We start from the raw sequence: 15,808 nt of genomic DNA, 5'->3' as shown, positions 1-15,808 counted from the left end.
CGTCGGTTGATCGAAAGAAAATGGAAAGTATCGGGAAGGTCAATGTTCATGGCGCTGCCATCTGCGCTATGTTTGCTGCTTTATCATTCGCGCATGAGCACGATTCAATGACTCGCATCGATTCGCCCATCGACATCTCGCAACTCGAAGACGAATGGCTCGAAGCCGACGGCTTCGGCGGCTTTGCTTCGGGCACGCTCGGCATGTTGCGCACGCGCCGCTACCATGCGCTGCTGCTAGCCGCGACGCGCGCGCCGGGCGGGCGCCTGATGCTCGTCAACGGTATCGAGGCGTGGGTCGAGGCGGGCGGCGAGCGCTTCGCGTTGACCATGCAACGCTATGGGCCTGACGTGATCTATCCGGATCTGCGCGGCCGCCTTGCCGGCTTCGACACCGCGCCGTGGCCGACGTGGCGCATTCGACTCGGTGCGCACGCGGCGATGATCGCCGACGTGTTCGTCAGCAAAGCGACGTGCGAAACGGCATTGCGCTGGCGGCTCGAAGGCGGCGAACTCGATGCGCCCGTGCTGAAGATCAGACCGTTGCTGTCGGGCCGTGACTATCATGCGCTGCATCACGAGAATCCGGCCTTCAACTTCGGCGTGCAAGTCAGCGCCGATCAGTCGTGCGCGAGCTGGCAACCGTATGGCGGACTGCCGGTCGTGCGAGCGGCGACGAACGGTGCCTATACGCATGCGCCCGACTGGTATCGCAACTTCTGCTACGTGCGCGAGCAGGAGCGCGGTCTCGATTGCAGCGAAGATCTCGCGACGCCCGGCGTGTTCAGCTTCGATCTCGCGGAGGGCGACGCGGTGATGATTCTGAGCGCGTCGAGCACGTCCGCCACCGAATGCGCGAACGACAAACCCCAAACCACCGCCCACGCCGCCCAACTCGCCCACACCGAACAACAACGCCGCGCCGCACTCGGCTCACGCCTGCAACGTTCGGCCGACGCCTACGTCGTCACGCGCAACGAAGGCCGCACGATCCTCGCGGGCTTTCCGTGGTTCACCGACTGGGGCCGCGACACGTTCATCGCGATGCGCGGCCTGCTGATCGAGTCGAACCGTCTCGACGATGCCGAAGCGATCCTGCTCGAATGGTCGGGCACGCTGTCCGAAGGCATGCTGCCGAACCGCTTCCCCGACTACGGCGACGCGCCCGAATACAACTCGGTCGACGCGTCGCTATGGTTCATCGTCGCGGTTCACGACTATCTGGCGACGCCGCATGCGGGCGCGCAAACGCGCGCGCATCTGCAGCAGGCCGCCGAAACGATCCTGACCGGCTACACGAACGGCACGCGCTTCAACATCGGCGTGTGCGCGGACGACGGCCTGCTGCGCGCCGGCATCCCCGGCGTGCAACTGACGTGGATGGACGCGAAAGTCGGCGACTGGGTCGTCACACCGCGCATCGGCAAGCCGGTCGAAGTGCAGGCGCTGTGGATCAACGCGCTGCGAATCGCGTCAGCATGGAACCCGCAGCGGCGGCAAGCTGCCGAGCTCGCGACGCTCGCGTTTCGCCGGCGCTTCGTCGATCCGGCCACCCAGGCGCTGTTCGATAACGTCGACGTCGATCATGTGCCGGGCACGGTCGACCGCTCGATCCGGCCGAATCAGATCTTCGCGGTCGGTGGCCTGCCGTTTCCGCTGCTCGAAGGCGCGGCGGCGCGCGCGGTGGTGGGTCAGGTCGAAGCGCAATTGCTGACGCCGCTCGGCCTGCGCACGCTCGCGCCGTCCGATCCCGCGTATCGCGGTCGCTACGGCGGCGCGCCGCGCGAACGCGACGGCGCCTATCATCAGGGCACCGCGTGGTTGTGGCTGATCGGCCCGTTCGTCGAAGCGTGGCTGCGAGTGAATGGCGCGAGTGCCGATAATCTCGCGCAGGCGAGGGCGCGTTTTCTCGCCCCGCTGTACGCGCATCTCGATCACGCGGGCCTCGATCACCTGTCCGAGATCGCCGCCGGCGACGCGCCGCACGCGCCCGCCGGCACGCCGTTCCAGGCCTGGTCGCTAGGCGAATTGCTGCGCGTCGAAAGTCTGCTTGCCCGGTTCGAGCGCAACGGCGCGTAAACCGCGCTACGATGTGGGTCCCACCGCCAGGCCTGTTGCAAGGACGTTTTCATGCCACCGCTGCGCGCTGCCAATCTGCTCGCCACGATCGAAGGTTCCCGGCTGCATTCGCCCGAATGCGGCCACTGGCAGCGCTGGGGGCCGTATCTGAGCGAGCGCCAGTGGGGCACGGTGCGCGAGGACTACAGCGCGAACGGCACCGCCTGGGACTCATTTCCGCACGACCATGCGCGCAGCCGCGCCTACCGCTGGGGCGAAGACGGCATCGCCGGTTTCGGCGACGACCGGCTCAGTTGGTGCGTGTCGCTCGCGCTGTGGAACCGCAAGGACCCGATCATCAAGGAGCGCCTGTTCGGCCTGACGAACTCGCAGGGCAATCACGGCGAGGACGTCAAGGAGTTGTACTTCTATCTGGACGGCACGCCCACGCATTCCTACATGCGCATGCTGTACAAGTACCCGCATGCGGCCTACCCCTACCAGGACCTGATCGACGAAAACGCGCGCCGCGGCGGCGATATGCCAGAGTACGAAGTACTCGATACCGGCGTGTTCGACGATCAGCGCTATTTCGACGTCCAGATCGAATACGCGAAGCACACGCCCGACGACATCGTGATGCGCGTGACGATCGAAAATCGCGCGGACGAAGCGGCGTCGCTCGATGTGCTGCCGCAAATCTGGGCGCGCAACTCGTGGTCGTGGAAAGAGAACAAGGACAAGCCGAAGCTCGTCGCCGGTACCGGTCATGACGGCTCGGTGCGTCTGCTTGGCCATCACCATGTGCACGAACCGATCGTCGTGACCGCGTGGTCGAAGGACGCGCCGCAACTCGCGTGGCTGTTCTGCGAGAACGACACCAACGTGAAGCGGCTGTTCGGCATGGACGGCGCGGGCCCGTTCAAGGACGGCTTCAACGACTACCTCGTGCACGGCGACGCGAACGCGATCCGTCACGACGCGGGCACCCGGGCCGCGGCGCATGCGGCGCTCGAGTTCGGGCCGCACGGACGCGCGGTCGTGTATCTGCGCTGGCACCCGCAATCGGCGACCGATGAAGCGCCATTCGATGCCGACGTGTTGATCGCGCGCCGCCGCGCCGAAGCCGACGAATTCTATGGCGCGTTGCAACACGAGATCACCGACCCCGATGCGTGTCTCGTGCAACGTCAGGCGCTCGCCGGCATGCTGTGGTCGAAGCAGTACTACCAGTACGACGTGCAGCGCTGGCTCGACGGCGATCCGCTGCAACCGAGCCCGCCCGCCGCGCGCAAGCACGGCCGCAACACTGACTGGCGGCATCTGTGCAACGCGGACATCGTGTCGATGCCGGACAAGTGGGAGTACCCGTGGTACGCGTCGTGGGACCTCGCGTTTCATGCGGCCGCGTTCGCGCTGATCGATCCGGCGTTCGCCAAGAAGCAGTTGCTGCTGCTCGTGAAGGACCGCTATCAGCACCCGAACGGCCAGTTGCCCGCTTACGAATGGGCATTGAGCGACGCGAACCCGCCGGTCCATGCATGGGCCGCGTGGCGCGTGTACGAGATCGACCGCGCGCTGACCGGCAAGGCGGACCGCGATTTTCTGGAACTCGTGTTTCACAAGCTGCTGCTGAATTTCTCGTGGTGGGTGAATCGCAAGGACGCCGACGGCCACAATATTTTTCAGGGCGGTTTTCTCGGGCTCGACAACGTCGGCATCTTCGACCGCTCGTCGCCGCTGCCCACCGGCGGCCACATCGACCAGGCCGACGGCACCGCGTGGATGGCCGCGTATGCGCTCGACCTGATGCGTATCGCGCTCGAACTCGCCTACGCGAACCATGTGTTCGTCGATATTGGTGTGAAGTTCTTCGAGCACTTCCTGTACATCGCGGAAGCGGTCAGTTGCGACGACGGTTGCGACACGGGCCTGTGGGACAGCGAGGACGAATTCTTCTACGACAAGCTGCGCCTGCCCGACGGCAGCAACTTGCCGATGCGCGTTCGCTCGATCGTCGGACTGATACCGCTGTTCGCCGTGCACGTGCTCGAGGAGCGTCTGCACGGCGGCTTGCCGGGCTTGCGCGAGCGCCTCGTGTGGTTTCTCGAGCATCGGCCCGATCTCGCGAAGCTGGTGTCGCGCTGGAACGAGCCCGGCAAGGGCAACGCGCTTTTGCTTTCGCTGCTGCGCGGGCATCGGATGAAGGCGTTGTTACGGCGTGCGCTCGACGAAAGTGAATTTCTTTCCGATCACGGCGTGCGGGCGTTGTCGCGTTGCCATCGCGATCATCCGTTCGTGTACCAGCACAACGGCAACAGCTTCTGCGTGAAGTATCTGCCGGCCGAATCCGATACCCGCGTGTTCGGCGGTAATTCGAACTGGCGCGGGCCGGTGTGGATGCCGGTCAACTATCTGCTGATCGAATCGCTGTACGAGTTTCATCGCTATTACGGCGATGATTTCCGCGTCGAGTATCCGACCGGGTCGGGCCAGAAGTTCTCGTTGAGCGAAATCGCCGACGAACTCGCGCGCCGCGCGACCACGCTGTTCCTGAAGGACAAAAACGGCGAGCGGCCGGTGATGGGTGCGTATCCGCTGCTGCAGGCGGACCCGCGTTCGCAGGATCTGATCCTGTTCCATGAGTATTTTCATGGCGATAACGGTCGTGGCGTCGGGGCTTCGCATCAGACCGGCTGGACCGGGCTCGTCGCGTTGCTGTTGCAGCCGCGCGCGATGGCGGCATCGGGCAACGTGCCGCTGGCGGGGGAACCGGCGCCGGCGCCCGCGCCGATTCCGGTGCCGACGGCTTCTGCGTCCGCGGTAACGCCGGCGGTGGCGAAAGAACCGGTACCGTCGCTCCCGGCCACGACGACGAAGTAAGCACGCCGCGCGCTCACGCACGAATGCGATTGAACTGTGCGGCAGCGCCCGTGGTCTTTCATGTATCGCCGCGTTCGTTCTACCGGCTTACCGAGGTCCAAGTGAATCCCATGTCGACCACACCGAACCCTTCCGCTTCTCCCGATCAACCCAACGCAACGCCCGCCCTGAGCTGCAAGCTCAGCGCGAACCGATACGACGCCCTGTCGTCGCCGGCCGGCAAGAAGCCCGCGCCGCCGTGCACGCTCGTGATCTTCGGCGCGGGCGGCGATCTGACCAAACGTCTGTTGATGCCGGCGCTCTACAACCTCGCGGTCGATGGCCTGCTCGACGACAGCATGAAGATCATTGGCGTCAATCACGGCGAGCGCGAAACGCGCGAATGGTGCGACGAACTGCATACCTCGCTGCAGAAGTTCGCCGCCGACAAGGCCAGCACCTTTCACGCCGGCAAGCTCGACGACAACGCATGGAACTGGGTCGCGCAGCGCCTCGAATACATGGCGGGCGAGTTCGAATCCGACGATACGTTCGCGAAGCTGAAGCAGAAGCTCGATCAGTCGAAAGGCGGTAACGCGATCTTCTACCTCGCGGTCGGCGCGCGTTTTTTCAAACCGATCACCGACCGGCTCGGCAAAGCCGGCCTGCTGAAGGAAGGCGACGGCGCGAACGGCGGCTTTCGGCGTCTCGTGATCGAGAAGCCGTTCGGCACCGATCTCGCATCGGCGCGCGATCTGAACGCGCACATCCTGTCGTATGCGCGGGAGTCGCAGGTGTACCGCATCGATCATTTTCTCGGCAAGGACACCGTGCAGAGCATCCTCGCGGTGCGCTTCGCGAATGCGATGTTCGAGCCGATCTGGCGGCGCGAGTACATCGACTGCGTGCAGATCACGGCGGCGGAAACGATCGGCGTCGAGGGGCGCGGCAGGTTCTACGAGCAGACCGGCGCGTTTCGCGACATGGTGCCCAACCACCTGTTCCAGCTGCTCGGCATCGTCGCGATGGAGCCGCCGAATTCGTTCGACGCCGAAGCCGTGCGAAACAGGAAGGCCGAGCTATTCGACGCAATCCAGCCGCTGACGTCCGCCGACGTCGTCTTCGGCCAGTACGAAAAAGGGCCCGCCGGCGTGGGCTATCGCGAGGAGCCCGACGTCGCGCCCGGCAGCACGACGGAAACCTACGCGGCGGCGCGCGTGTTCGTCGAGAACTGGCGCTGGGCCGGCGTGCCGTTCTATCTGCGTACCGGCAAGCGGCTCGCGGTGCGCCGCACCGAGGTTTCGGTGCAGCTGAAGCCGGTGCCGTTCCGCCTGTTCCGCGATACGCCGGTCAACGCATTGACGCCGAACGTGCTGACCATTCGCATCGATCCCGAGCACGGCTCGAGCTTCGATTTCAACGTGAAGGTGCCGGGGCCGGTGATGCAGGTCGGTCCGGTACAGTCGTCGTTCAACTATGGCGACTTCTTTGCGGAAAGCGCGAACGTCGGCTACGAGACGCTGCTGTACGACTGCATGTTTGGCGACGCGACGTTGTTTCAGCGCGCCGACAGCATCGAGACGAGCTGGTGCGCGGTCGACGACGTGCTGCATCCGAGGAGTGGCGGCGCGGTTGCCGTGCGCGGCTATGCGGCCGGCAGCGACGGGCCGGCCGAAGCCGACGCGCTGCTCGCGCGCGACGGCCACGCGTGGCGCCCGTTGCAGCAGAAAGCGCCCGGTGGCAAGTCGTAGCGGCACCTTTGAACCAACCCGCAGACACGCATCACAACCGCCTCAATACAATCGGGAGACATCGTGGCAACACGCAACAAGAACGCAGTGAAACGGAATGCGCCGACAAGCGGCAGCGAGCACATCCTCGCGATCGACGTCGGCGGCACCGGCCTGAAGGCCGCGATCATCGACGCCGACGGGCAGATGAAAACCGAGCGCGTGCGCGTTGCGACGCCGCATCCGTGCACGCCGGATCAGCTGGTGGACGCGCTCGCGCAACTCGTGGCTCCGCTCATCGAGCAGGTGCGGCCCGTCCGTATCTCGATCGGGTTTCCGGGTGTCGTGCGCAACAACCGCATTCTGACCGCGCCGCACTTCGGCATCGAAGGATGGCACGACATTGCGCTCGCGGATTCGCTCGCGCAGCGCCTGGGCGGACTGCCGGTGCGGATGATCAACGACGCCGAAATGCAAGGCTTCGCGGCGATCGAAGGCCACGGCCTCGAGTTCGTGCTGACGCTCGGCACCGGCGCCGGCACCGCGATGTTTCGCGATGGCGAGCTGATGCCGCATCTGGAGCTCGCGCATCATCCGGTTAGCAAGAAGGGCATCGCGTACGACGAATACATCGGCGAGGCCGCGCGCGAGCAGATCGGCAACAAGCGTTGGAGCCGGCGCGTCGAGAAGGTGATCGGCATTCTCGAGTCACTGGTCAATTACGACAAGCTGTGGATCGGCGGCGGCAACGCGGCGCGCATCAAGTTTTCGCTGCCGGCGAACGTGGCGACCGTATCGAACGACGCGGGGATCGAGGGCGGCGCGAAATTGTGGCATCCGCTTTCGGTGCGCGAGACGCGACAGTATCCGGAGGCGACGCAGAAGACGGGGCGGTTCAAGCCGAAGTGAGGCGGTGGATTGCCGCTGCCATCACGTATCCAGTGCCGCGGCTCCACGTCCAAGGGTTCATATCAACCCATCAACGATTGCCAAGGCGATCCGTGCCCGAGCACTGGTCAGCGCTTCGACGCTGGACGTGCTCATAACTACTTCGGCTTTGCTGGCAACGGATTATCTTGCCTGTAAGTGCGCCTGGGGTTAATGACCAAACGCTTGACCTGTGCGTCCAATTCCTTACTGTGATACAGGTCCAGACACTTCAGGAAATCGAAACGGACACCTTCAGTTTCCGATTCAACCAGCGGGTTTTGATAATTTCGCGCCAAATAATTGTCCACCAAGGTTTTGATCGCGTCTGGAGCCTTCTCCAAGTCAAAGTAAGTCCAGTCTCGCAATGCACTGACGCTGCTTCCCGCATCCATGGCAGCATCTTTGTCGTTCTTGTAGGCGTTCGCTATACAAGTAGCCAGAACCATGTCTTTGTAATTCTGTGCATAAGTACGTGCTCCAGCTTGGGGAGTCGCACGTTGATCGCCTTTTGCATAGCAAACAGACATGCCGAAGATGAGTGCAAAACCAGTTAGGATGCCAACCCCGACCTTCTTCACGGCAAACTCCAGAAGTTCGCGCGGTCAGTGCGATACTTCGCCTCAGGTTCGTTGAAATAGCAGTGGTCGTAACAGTAGTTTACGCGCAATTCAGTTGTCCATTCTGATCAAGTAAAGTTGACACACCTCTCGCCGTAGATGCCCATCCGTCAACGTTCAAGTGGTTCACACGCAAGCGAGTGAACCGAGTCTTGTGTCGAAATCTACTGTCGTTGCATATGTGTGGCTGCCGCAAACTCGGAGGCAGTGCACGGGGTGACGGTCTCGTTCACTGCTTCCGCGGTTTGTCTAACGCCCGACGTTTGTCGTACTCGCGCGCAAGGTAAATGTTTTGCCGTCGAACGCGTAGTAGTAGGTTCCGTGCTCGGCGCTTTCATTGCGGCTTCCATGAGCGATCAGCAGGCAACTGTCTGCGCGATAGGAAAGCGGCTCCGTGATGTCCAGCGGCCAATCGGAAACCGTGAACGGCAGCGAAGTGACGCGGCCCGAGTTCGTATCGATTGCCGCCGCCATCACGCATCCAGCACCGCATCCCCACGTAGCGAGAACGTAGTGGCCCGCGAAGTTAATCGGCTCCTTTGCGGCTTCACGAAGAATGCTGCGGTAATGACGTGCCGTCGCGTCCGTGAATATCATGCGTGGCATCGCAGCGTGCCTGGACTCGACAGTGGCGGGACAATCCTCAAACCTGGGAACCGATTCCGCAAGGGCCAAACCGGATATTGCGCCGAACATCAATGTGGCAATAAGCCAGGACGAAAGACGCATCGTTTTAATACCAGTGGTGTTGTTGCCAGAATCCTCTGGCCATATTGTTTGATTCGCGTAGCCCCATGCGCAATATGCCGCCTCTTCCATCTCAAAACAACATTCTCGTTATAGTTGCTCTCTGAACTGCAAAGCTCTCAACGGCACGTCCAACCCCGGCGACTCCCAATGACTCGCATCCACCTGAACCTCGCGCGGCGCCTGCTCTCCGTCGGCGCGTGCGCGCTGCTCGCTTACGCGAGCGCGCATGCGTATGCGGCACAGGCCTTCGCGGTGTCGTCGCCGGGACTGGCCGATGGTGGCACGCTCAGCGCAAGCCACGCGGCGAGCGCGAACAATTGCGGCGGCGGCAACGTGCCGCCGGCGCTGCAATGGCATAACGCGCCGGCCGGCACGAAAAGTTTCGCGGTGACGATCTTCGATCCCGACGGCGCGAAAGGCCTCGGCATCGTGCACTGGATCGTCTATGGCATCGCGCCTACCACGACCGGACTCGCCGAAGGCGAAGCCGCGCCGGCGGGCAGCGTCGCCGGCACGAATCGCACCGGCGGCCCCGGCTATTACGGCCCGTGTCCGCCCGTCGGCGAGGTACCGCATCACTACGTGGCGCAGGTCTATGCGCTCGATCTGCCGCCCGGCGCATTGCCGGCCGGCTTGACGCGCGACGCGTTCCACGCCGCGATCAAGGATCACGTGCTCGCCGCGACGAGCACCGTGCTGCGCTACGGACGATGAAGACGCGCGGCCGAACGCCGGGCCGCGCCTGATCTGCCGGCGGCCGCCTAGCGCGCCGCGTCCCCCCAGCGATACTGCACGCTCGCTTCATCGAGCTGGGTCTTGATCGCGGCGTCGAGCGTGAGCCCGGCCGCCGCGAGCGTATCGCTCAACTGCTCCGCGCGGCTCGCACCAATGATCGCCGACGTTATCAGCGGATTCGCGAGCACCCACGCAAGCGACACCTTCGCCAGCGATTCGCCGGTCGGCGCGACGATCGCCTTCAGCCTTTCGATCGTGTCGAACTCGCGCTCATGCCAGTAGCGCTCCTGATACATCGCGCCAGCCTTGCCGACGCTTTCGGTGAAGCGCCCTTCGGCGGGCGTCGCGTCGAGCCGGTGCTTGCCGCTCAGCAGTCCGCCTGCGAGCGGGTTATACGGCATCACGGCCAGCTGCTCCTCGGCGGCCAGCGGCAGCAGTTCGCGCTCGATCTGGCGAAACAGCAGGTTGTAGCGCGGCTGGACCGACACGAAGCGCGCGACGCGGAGCACGTCCGCGCGCCCCAGTGCGCGCGCGAGCCGGTAGGCGAGAAAGTTCGACACGCCGATATAGCGCGCCTTGCCCGAGCGCACGATCGCATCGAGCGCTTCGAGCGTTTCGTCGAGCGGGGTCTTCGCGTCGTCGGAATGGAGCTGGTACAGGTCGACGTAGTCGGTGCCGAGGCGCTGCAAGGACGCGTCGATCGCATCGAGCAGGTGCTTGCGCGACGCGCCCTGGTCCCACGCGGCGGGCCCCATCTTGCCGACCGCCTTGGTCGCAACGATGAAGCGCTCGCGTTTACCCTTCAGCCAGCGTCCGACGATTTCCTCGGTGCGTCCGGCCAGATTTTCGTCGCCGCCGAGCGGATAGACGTTCGCGGTATCGATGAAATTGACACCGGCGTCCGCGGCCGTGTCGAGGATGCGGTGCGATGCGGCTTCTTCGGTTTGCAGCCCGAAGGTCATGGTGCCGAGACACAGGCGAGAAACGGTCAGGCCGGTGCGGCCGAATTGGCGATATTGCATAAAGTCGACTCCAGAGGGAAGGAAAGCGCTGCCGAAGCGATGAAACTACATTGTTGAAAAAAGGATAAACCGAGTCGCGATTCGGTGTGCCTGACGCACGCCGGGATTGCTGACTTCCAGTAGATGTGAAATGATATCGATTCTCATTTAAACCTAGCCAGCCATCCCGTCATCTCCATCTCTCACAACGGAGAGCGGCAGCCAGCCATTTGCGGCTTTGTCATGAATTCGACGTCAGTGATGCGAATTTGACAAACGCATTTCTGACGGGATTTCCATGCTCAATCACACGCCGCTCGCGACAGCACTAGCGCTCGCTTTTGCCATTCCTTTGGCGACCCCGGCGCTCGCGCAAAGCGCGCCGCAGAACGCACAAACCAGCGCACGGAACGACACACCCGCCGCCGCGCAGACGCTGCCGACCATCGGCGTGCAGGCTCAGGCCGTTCAGCAGGACTTCCAGGCCGACCGGGCGACCGTCGGCGCCAAGACGCCGACCGCGCTGCGTGACATTCCGCAGACCGTCACCGTAATCAATCGCGACCTGCTCGCCTCGCAGGGCGCGACGTCGTTTGCGGACGCGCTGCGCAACGCGCCCGGCGTGACGATCGGCGCGGCCGAAGGCGGCCAGATCGGCAACAACATCAATCTGCGCGGCTTCACCGCGCAGAACGACATCTATCTGGACGGCTTTCGGGACCGCAATCAGTACTACCGCGACACGTTCAATCTTGAATCGCTCGAAGTGCTGTACGGTCCGTCGTCGATGCTGTTCGGCCGCGGCTCGACCGGCGGCGTGATCAATCAGGTCAGCAAGAAGGCGAACCTGACGGACTCGGCGGAAGTCTCCGGCATGATCGGCACCGACGACCGCTACCGCTCCACCGTCGACGTGAACCACAAGCTCACCGACACCTCGGCGATCCGCCTCAATGCATTCGGCCAGAGCCTCGGCTCGACGCGCGACGTGATGAAGAACAAGGACTTTGGCGTCGCGCCGGAACTGCGCTTCGGCATCGGCACGCCGACCGAGATCACGCTATCCGCGCTGATCCAGCACAACCACGACATGCCCGACTACGGCATCCAGGCGCTGAACGGCCGCCCGTCGCCGGTACCGAAGAACACGTTCTACGGTTTGACCAGCGACCGCACGATCCAGGACGTGCAGATCTTTACCGCGGCGATCAAGCACAAGTTCTCCGAGGACCTGACGCTGACGAACCAGACGCAGATCTCGCACTCCATGACCGACGCGCGCGAAACCGCGCCGCAAGCGGTGCTGACCGGACCGCTGTCGTCCAGCACAGCGTTGACCAACGGCAACTTCACGACGCTGTCGCCGTCGCAACTGTTCATCAAGCTGCAGAGTCATGACCGCGTGATCCAGAATCATGCGATCTACAACGACACGATGCTCGAATACAAATTCGACACCGGACCGATCAGGCACGACCTGATCGCCGGTGTCGAAGTGGGCCACGACAGCTATACGAACCAGGCGTACACGCGCAACAACCTGCCGATCGTGCCGATGCTCAATCCGCCGATCATGGGCACGCCGTCGAACGTGACGACGACGGTCGGCAACTACGCCGATTCGAGCGCGAACGAAATCGCCGCTTACCTGAACGACACGATTACACTGACGCCGCACTGGAAGCTGATCGGCGGTGTGCGCTGGGATCGTTTCTCGGCGGGAATCCGCAATACGATCAGCGCGCCGGCTTATGCGAGCCAGACCAACTACTTCACGAGCGTGCGCGCGGGCGTCATCTATCAGCCGACCGACTGGCAGTCGTACTACGTGTCGTACGGCACGTCGTTCAACCCGTCGCTCGAAAACCTGACGGTCACGAACCTCACTCAGAACCTCGCGCCGGAATCGACGAAGTCGTATGAAATCGGCGGCAAGTGGGATCTGTTCGGCGGCAACATATCGGTGACCTCGGCGATCTTCCGCGAGGAAAAGGACAACGCGCGCACGCAGGTGTCACCGACCGAGTACCAGCTGGCCGGCAACGTTCGCGTCGACGGCTTCCAGGCGGGCGTGACGGGACACATCACCGACAAGTGGCAGATGTTCGGCGGCTACACGTACATGGATGCGACGATCCTGAAAGCGGCCGACGGCACGCAGGGCCACACGCCGGCCAACACGCCGCGCAACACGCTGACGTTCTGGACCACGTATGCGATCACGCCGCACTGGGAAATCGGCGGCGGTCCGATCTACATGTCGCCACGTTATGCGTCGAATACGAACTACGTGAAGGTGCCGGGCTACACGCGTTGGGACGCGACCGCGGCCTATCACGCGAAGAAGTACGACGTGCGCCTGAACCTGCTGAACCTGACCAACAAGTACTACTACGACGCGTTGATTCCGTCGGACGGCGGACGTTCGGTGCCGGGCATCGGCCGCACGCTGCTCGCGACGTTCAACTACCGCTTTTGATACGCGCTTTTGATACGCACTGAGCGCATGCGCACGGCTTGCCGCTTCTGCAAACGGCAAGCCGACGCGAAGGACACACTATGTTGCTGCACATTCAGAAGGTACTGGACGCCGGGCAGTTGCGCTTCATGCGCGAGCGGCTCGATCGAGCCGGCGACGCGTGGGTCGATGGCCGCGCGACCGCGGGCTATCAGGGCGCGCCGGTCAAGCGCAATCAGCAGATCGCCGAGCACTCGACGCTCGCGCGCGAACTCGGCGATGTGATTCTCGCGGCGATCGAACGCAATCCGCTGTTCATCAGCGCGGTGCTGCCCAACCAGGTCTATCCGCCGCTCTTCAACCGCTACGAGGGCGGCATGCAGTTCGGCAGCCACGTCGATGGCGCGGTGCGCGTGCTGCCGAACGGCGTGAAGCTGCGCACCGACGTGTCGGTGACGCTGTTTCTCAGCGCGCCCGACGAATACGACGGCGGCGAACTCGTGATCGAGGACACCTACGGCGTGCAGCAGGTGAAACTGCCGGCCGGCGACATGATCGTCTATCCGGCGACGAGTCTGCACCAGGTGACGCCGGTCACGCGCGGCGCGCGGGTGGCGAGCTTCTTCTGGGTGCAGAGCCTCGTGCGCAGCGACACGCATCGCGCGCTGCTGTTCGACATGGACACCGCGATTCAACGGCTCAATGCCACCCATGCCGACGAAGCTGCGCGACGCAGCCTCGTCGGTTGTTATCACAATCTGCTGCGCACCTGGAGTGAAACGTGAGCGTATCGGACACCCTCGACATTCAACCGCCCGCGGCCGGCGAACATGACGCGCAGGAGTCGCGTCGGCTCGATGACCATGAACTGAAATCGCGCCAGCAGCGCTCGCGTCGCGCGACCTTCATCAAGTGGCTGCGCAAGGTGCATGGGTGGGTTGGACTGTGGGGCGCGGCGCTCGGTCTGCTGTTCGGCACGACGGGCTTCTTTCTGAATCATCGCGGCGGCCCGCTGCGCGTCTCGACCGGCGAGCCGCAGGTGTCGGTGATGCAGGTGCCGCTGCCGCAACCGGCGCCGCAAACGCCGCGCGAGCTCGCGAAGTGGCTCAAGCAGGAGCTGAAAATCGCCGGCAATCCGGGGCGCGTGCAGAAGGAAACCGAGCATCCGGTGGCGTGGGGCGATCGCAGCGTCGTGCAGCCCGAGCACTGGCAACTGAATTTCGCGTCGCCGAAGGAAAACACGTCGGCCGAATACTGGGTCGGTAACCACACCGTGACGATCAAGCGCAGCGCGAACACCTTTCTCGCGATGCTGACGAACCTGCACAAGGGTGTGGGCTTGAGCGTCGGTTGGGTGCTGCTGATCGATACGCTCGCGGGCAGCCTGATCCTGCTGTCGTTGACGGGCGTGCTGTTGTGGACCGAGTTGAACAAGCGCAAGACGGTGGGGCTCGCGCTCGTGGTCGGATCGATTGCGGCGGCGGTGGTGTTGGGGACGATGTAAGGGCGCAGCGCAACGCTTCGGGCGACGCCTGCGCGCTGGCGGGCAGGCTTTGAGCGGTCCGCGCTAGAATCGTCGCAGACCTACTCCGCAGGCTCTGCCGCCATCCGCCGATGACCTCTCCCGCGAACCCCGTCGACACCGCGCTGACCACGCGGCGCTCGGTGCGCGCCTTTCTGCCGACACCGGTGCAGCGCGCCGACATCGAAGCGATTCTCGAAGCCGCCAGCCACGCACCGTCGGGCACCAACACGCAGCCGTGGAAGGTGTACGTGCTGACGGGCGAATCGCTCGCGCGTCTGTCGCGCGATCTGCTCGCGGCCTACGACGATCCGCAGCGCGACGAGCTGTACCAGGAGGAGTACGCGTACTATCCGCGCCAGTGGCAGTCGCCGTTCATCGACCGGCGTCGCAAGATCGGCTGGGACATGTATAGCCTGCTCGGCATCGAGAAGGGCGACAAGGCGCGCATGCACGAACAGCACTCGCGCAACTTCCGTTTCTTCGACGCACCCGTCGGCCTGCTGTTCACGATCGATCGCAGCCTCGAGCGCGGCAGCTGGCTCGACTACGGCATGTTCCTGCAGGCGATCATGACGGCCGCGCGCGGCCGCGGTCTCGACACCTGTCCGCAGGCCGCGTTCATGCAGTTTCATCGACTGATTGCCGAACATCTCGGCTTGCCCGAAAACGAGCAATTTGTGTGCGGCATGTCGCTCGGTTTCGGCGACCCCAACGCGCCGGTCAATGCGCTGCGCCCCGAGCGCGAGCCGGTCGAGCACTTCGCGCGCTTTCTCGATTGAACGCATCCCTCAGTCCCCACCCAGAGGCAAACGAAAATGAAAACATCGCGGCGCCATTTCCTGTTGGTCAGCGCGGGCGTCGGCTCGTCGCTCGCGCTGTCTCGGCTCGCGTTCGCCGCGACCGTTCCCAATGCGCTCAGCGAGAGCGATCCGCAGGCGCAGGCGGTCGGCTATACCGAAGATGCGTCGAAGGTCGACAAGGCCAGATTTCCGAACTTCGCGGCCGGTCAATCGTGCGCGAACTGCTCGCTGTTCCAGGGCAAGGCATCGGACGCATACGGCGGCTGCACGCTGTTCGGCACTAAACAGGTCGCGTCGCGCGGCTGGTGCAGCGCGTATACGAATATGTGAGCACGCCGCCGTA

The 15,808-nt window shown here is 63.8% G+C and carries 13 protein-coding genes; 10 read left to right on the top strand and 3 right to left on the bottom strand.

The window, feature by feature from the left end; all coding sequences use genetic code 11:
- Positions 1-107: 107 nt before the first annotated feature.
- The 4 genes from OKW30_RS37520 (at position 108) to OKW30_RS37505 (ending at position 7,558) form a co-directional block, all read left to right on the top strand.
- Positions 108-2,078, top strand: coding sequence for an amylo-alpha-1,6-glucosidase (locus tag OKW30_RS37520; RefSeq protein ID WP_429349124.1), 1,971 nt, complete (start codon positions 108-110; stop codon positions 2,076-2,078).
- A 51-nt stretch (positions 2,079-2,129) separates the two neighbouring features.
- Positions 2,130-4,940: an MGH1-like glycoside hydrolase domain-containing protein gene (locus OKW30_RS37515; protein WP_429349123.1), complete on the top strand. Its 2,811-nt coding sequence runs from the start codon at positions 2,130-2,132 to the stop codon at positions 4,938-4,940.
- Between the two features lie 110 nt (positions 4,941-5,050).
- On the top strand, positions 5,051-6,670 hold the full coding sequence (gene zwf / locus OKW30_RS37510) for a glucose-6-phosphate dehydrogenase (RefSeq protein WP_429349122.1): 1,620 nt from the start codon (positions 5,051-5,053) through the stop codon (positions 6,668-6,670).
- Positions 6,671-6,733: 63 nt separating this feature from the next.
- A complete protein-coding gene (locus tag OKW30_RS37505) occupies positions 6,734-7,558 on the top strand; it encodes an ROK family protein (RefSeq protein WP_187630014.1) in 825 nt (274 codons plus the stop codon).
- Between the two features lie 137 nt (positions 7,559-7,695).
- Here the strand turns inward: OKW30_RS37505 and OKW30_RS37500 are convergent, their stop codons facing one another.
- Together OKW30_RS37500 and OKW30_RS37495 are read right to left on the bottom strand one after the other, a co-directional pair.
- Positions 7,696-8,106 carry a type VI secretion system amidase immunity protein Tai4 gene (locus OKW30_RS37500; protein ID WP_429349233.1) on the bottom strand — a complete coding sequence of 137 codons (411 nt, stop codon included), beginning with the start codon at positions 8,104-8,106 and terminating at the stop codon, positions 7,696-7,698.
- A 339-nt stretch (positions 8,107-8,445) separates the two neighbouring features.
- A complete protein-coding gene (locus OKW30_RS37495; RefSeq protein WP_429349121.1) occupies positions 8,446-9,015 on the bottom strand; it encodes a hypothetical protein in 570 nt (189 codons plus the stop codon).
- Between the two features lie 78 nt (positions 9,016-9,093).
- Between OKW30_RS37495 and OKW30_RS37490 the strand changes: the two genes are divergently transcribed.
- Complete coding sequence (locus OKW30_RS37490) at positions 9,094-9,660, top strand: YbhB/YbcL family Raf kinase inhibitor-like protein (protein ID WP_429349120.1); 567 nt, start codon at positions 9,094-9,096, stop codon at positions 9,658-9,660.
- Positions 9,661-9,707: 47 nt separating this feature from the next.
- Here the strand turns inward: OKW30_RS37490 and OKW30_RS37485 are convergent, their stop codons facing one another.
- Complete coding sequence (locus OKW30_RS37485) at positions 9,708-10,703, bottom strand: aldo/keto reductase (protein WP_184057878.1); 996 nt, start codon at positions 10,701-10,703, stop codon at positions 9,708-9,710.
- Positions 10,704-10,980: 277 nt separating this feature from the next.
- Between OKW30_RS37485 and OKW30_RS37480 the strand changes: the two genes are divergently transcribed.
- The 5 genes from OKW30_RS37480 to OKW30_RS37460 all read left to right on the top strand — a co-directional run bounded on the left by OKW30_RS37480 (position 10,981) and on the right by OKW30_RS37460 (position 15,795).
- Positions 10,981-13,161: a TonB-dependent receptor gene (locus OKW30_RS37480; RefSeq protein ID WP_429349119.1), complete on the top strand. Its 2,181-nt coding sequence runs from the start codon at positions 10,981-10,983 to the stop codon at positions 13,159-13,161.
- 80 nt (positions 13,162-13,241) lie between these two features.
- Positions 13,242-13,925: a Fe2+-dependent dioxygenase gene (locus OKW30_RS37475; RefSeq protein ID WP_184070451.1), complete on the top strand. Its 684-nt coding sequence runs from the start codon at positions 13,242-13,244 to the stop codon at positions 13,923-13,925.
- Complete coding sequence (locus OKW30_RS37470; protein ID WP_429349118.1) at positions 13,922-14,644, top strand: PepSY-associated TM helix domain-containing protein; 723 nt, start codon at positions 13,922-13,924, stop codon at positions 14,642-14,644. Before OKW30_RS37475 ends, OKW30_RS37470 begins: the two co-directional genes overlap by 4 nt.
- A gap of 110 nt (positions 14,645-14,754) precedes the next feature.
- Positions 14,755-15,444, top strand: a complete 690-nt coding sequence (locus OKW30_RS37465; protein WP_429349117.1) for a nitroreductase — start codon at positions 14,755-14,757, stop codon at positions 15,442-15,444.
- Between the two features lie 36 nt (positions 15,445-15,480).
- On the top strand, positions 15,481-15,795 hold the full coding sequence (locus tag OKW30_RS37460) for a high-potential iron-sulfur protein (protein ID WP_187616160.1): 315 nt from the start codon (positions 15,481-15,483) through the stop codon (positions 15,793-15,795).
- Positions 15,796-15,808 lie beyond the last annotated feature (13 nt).

It is taken from the genome of Paraburkholderia sp. Clong3, from assembly GCF_050436485.1.
GTDB lineage: Bacteria > Pseudomonadota > Gammaproteobacteria > Burkholderiales > Burkholderiaceae > Paraburkholderia > Paraburkholderia tuberum.
The sequence above is the reverse complement of the archived record's forward strand: the minus strand, read 5'-3'. Positions and strand labels throughout refer to the sequence as shown.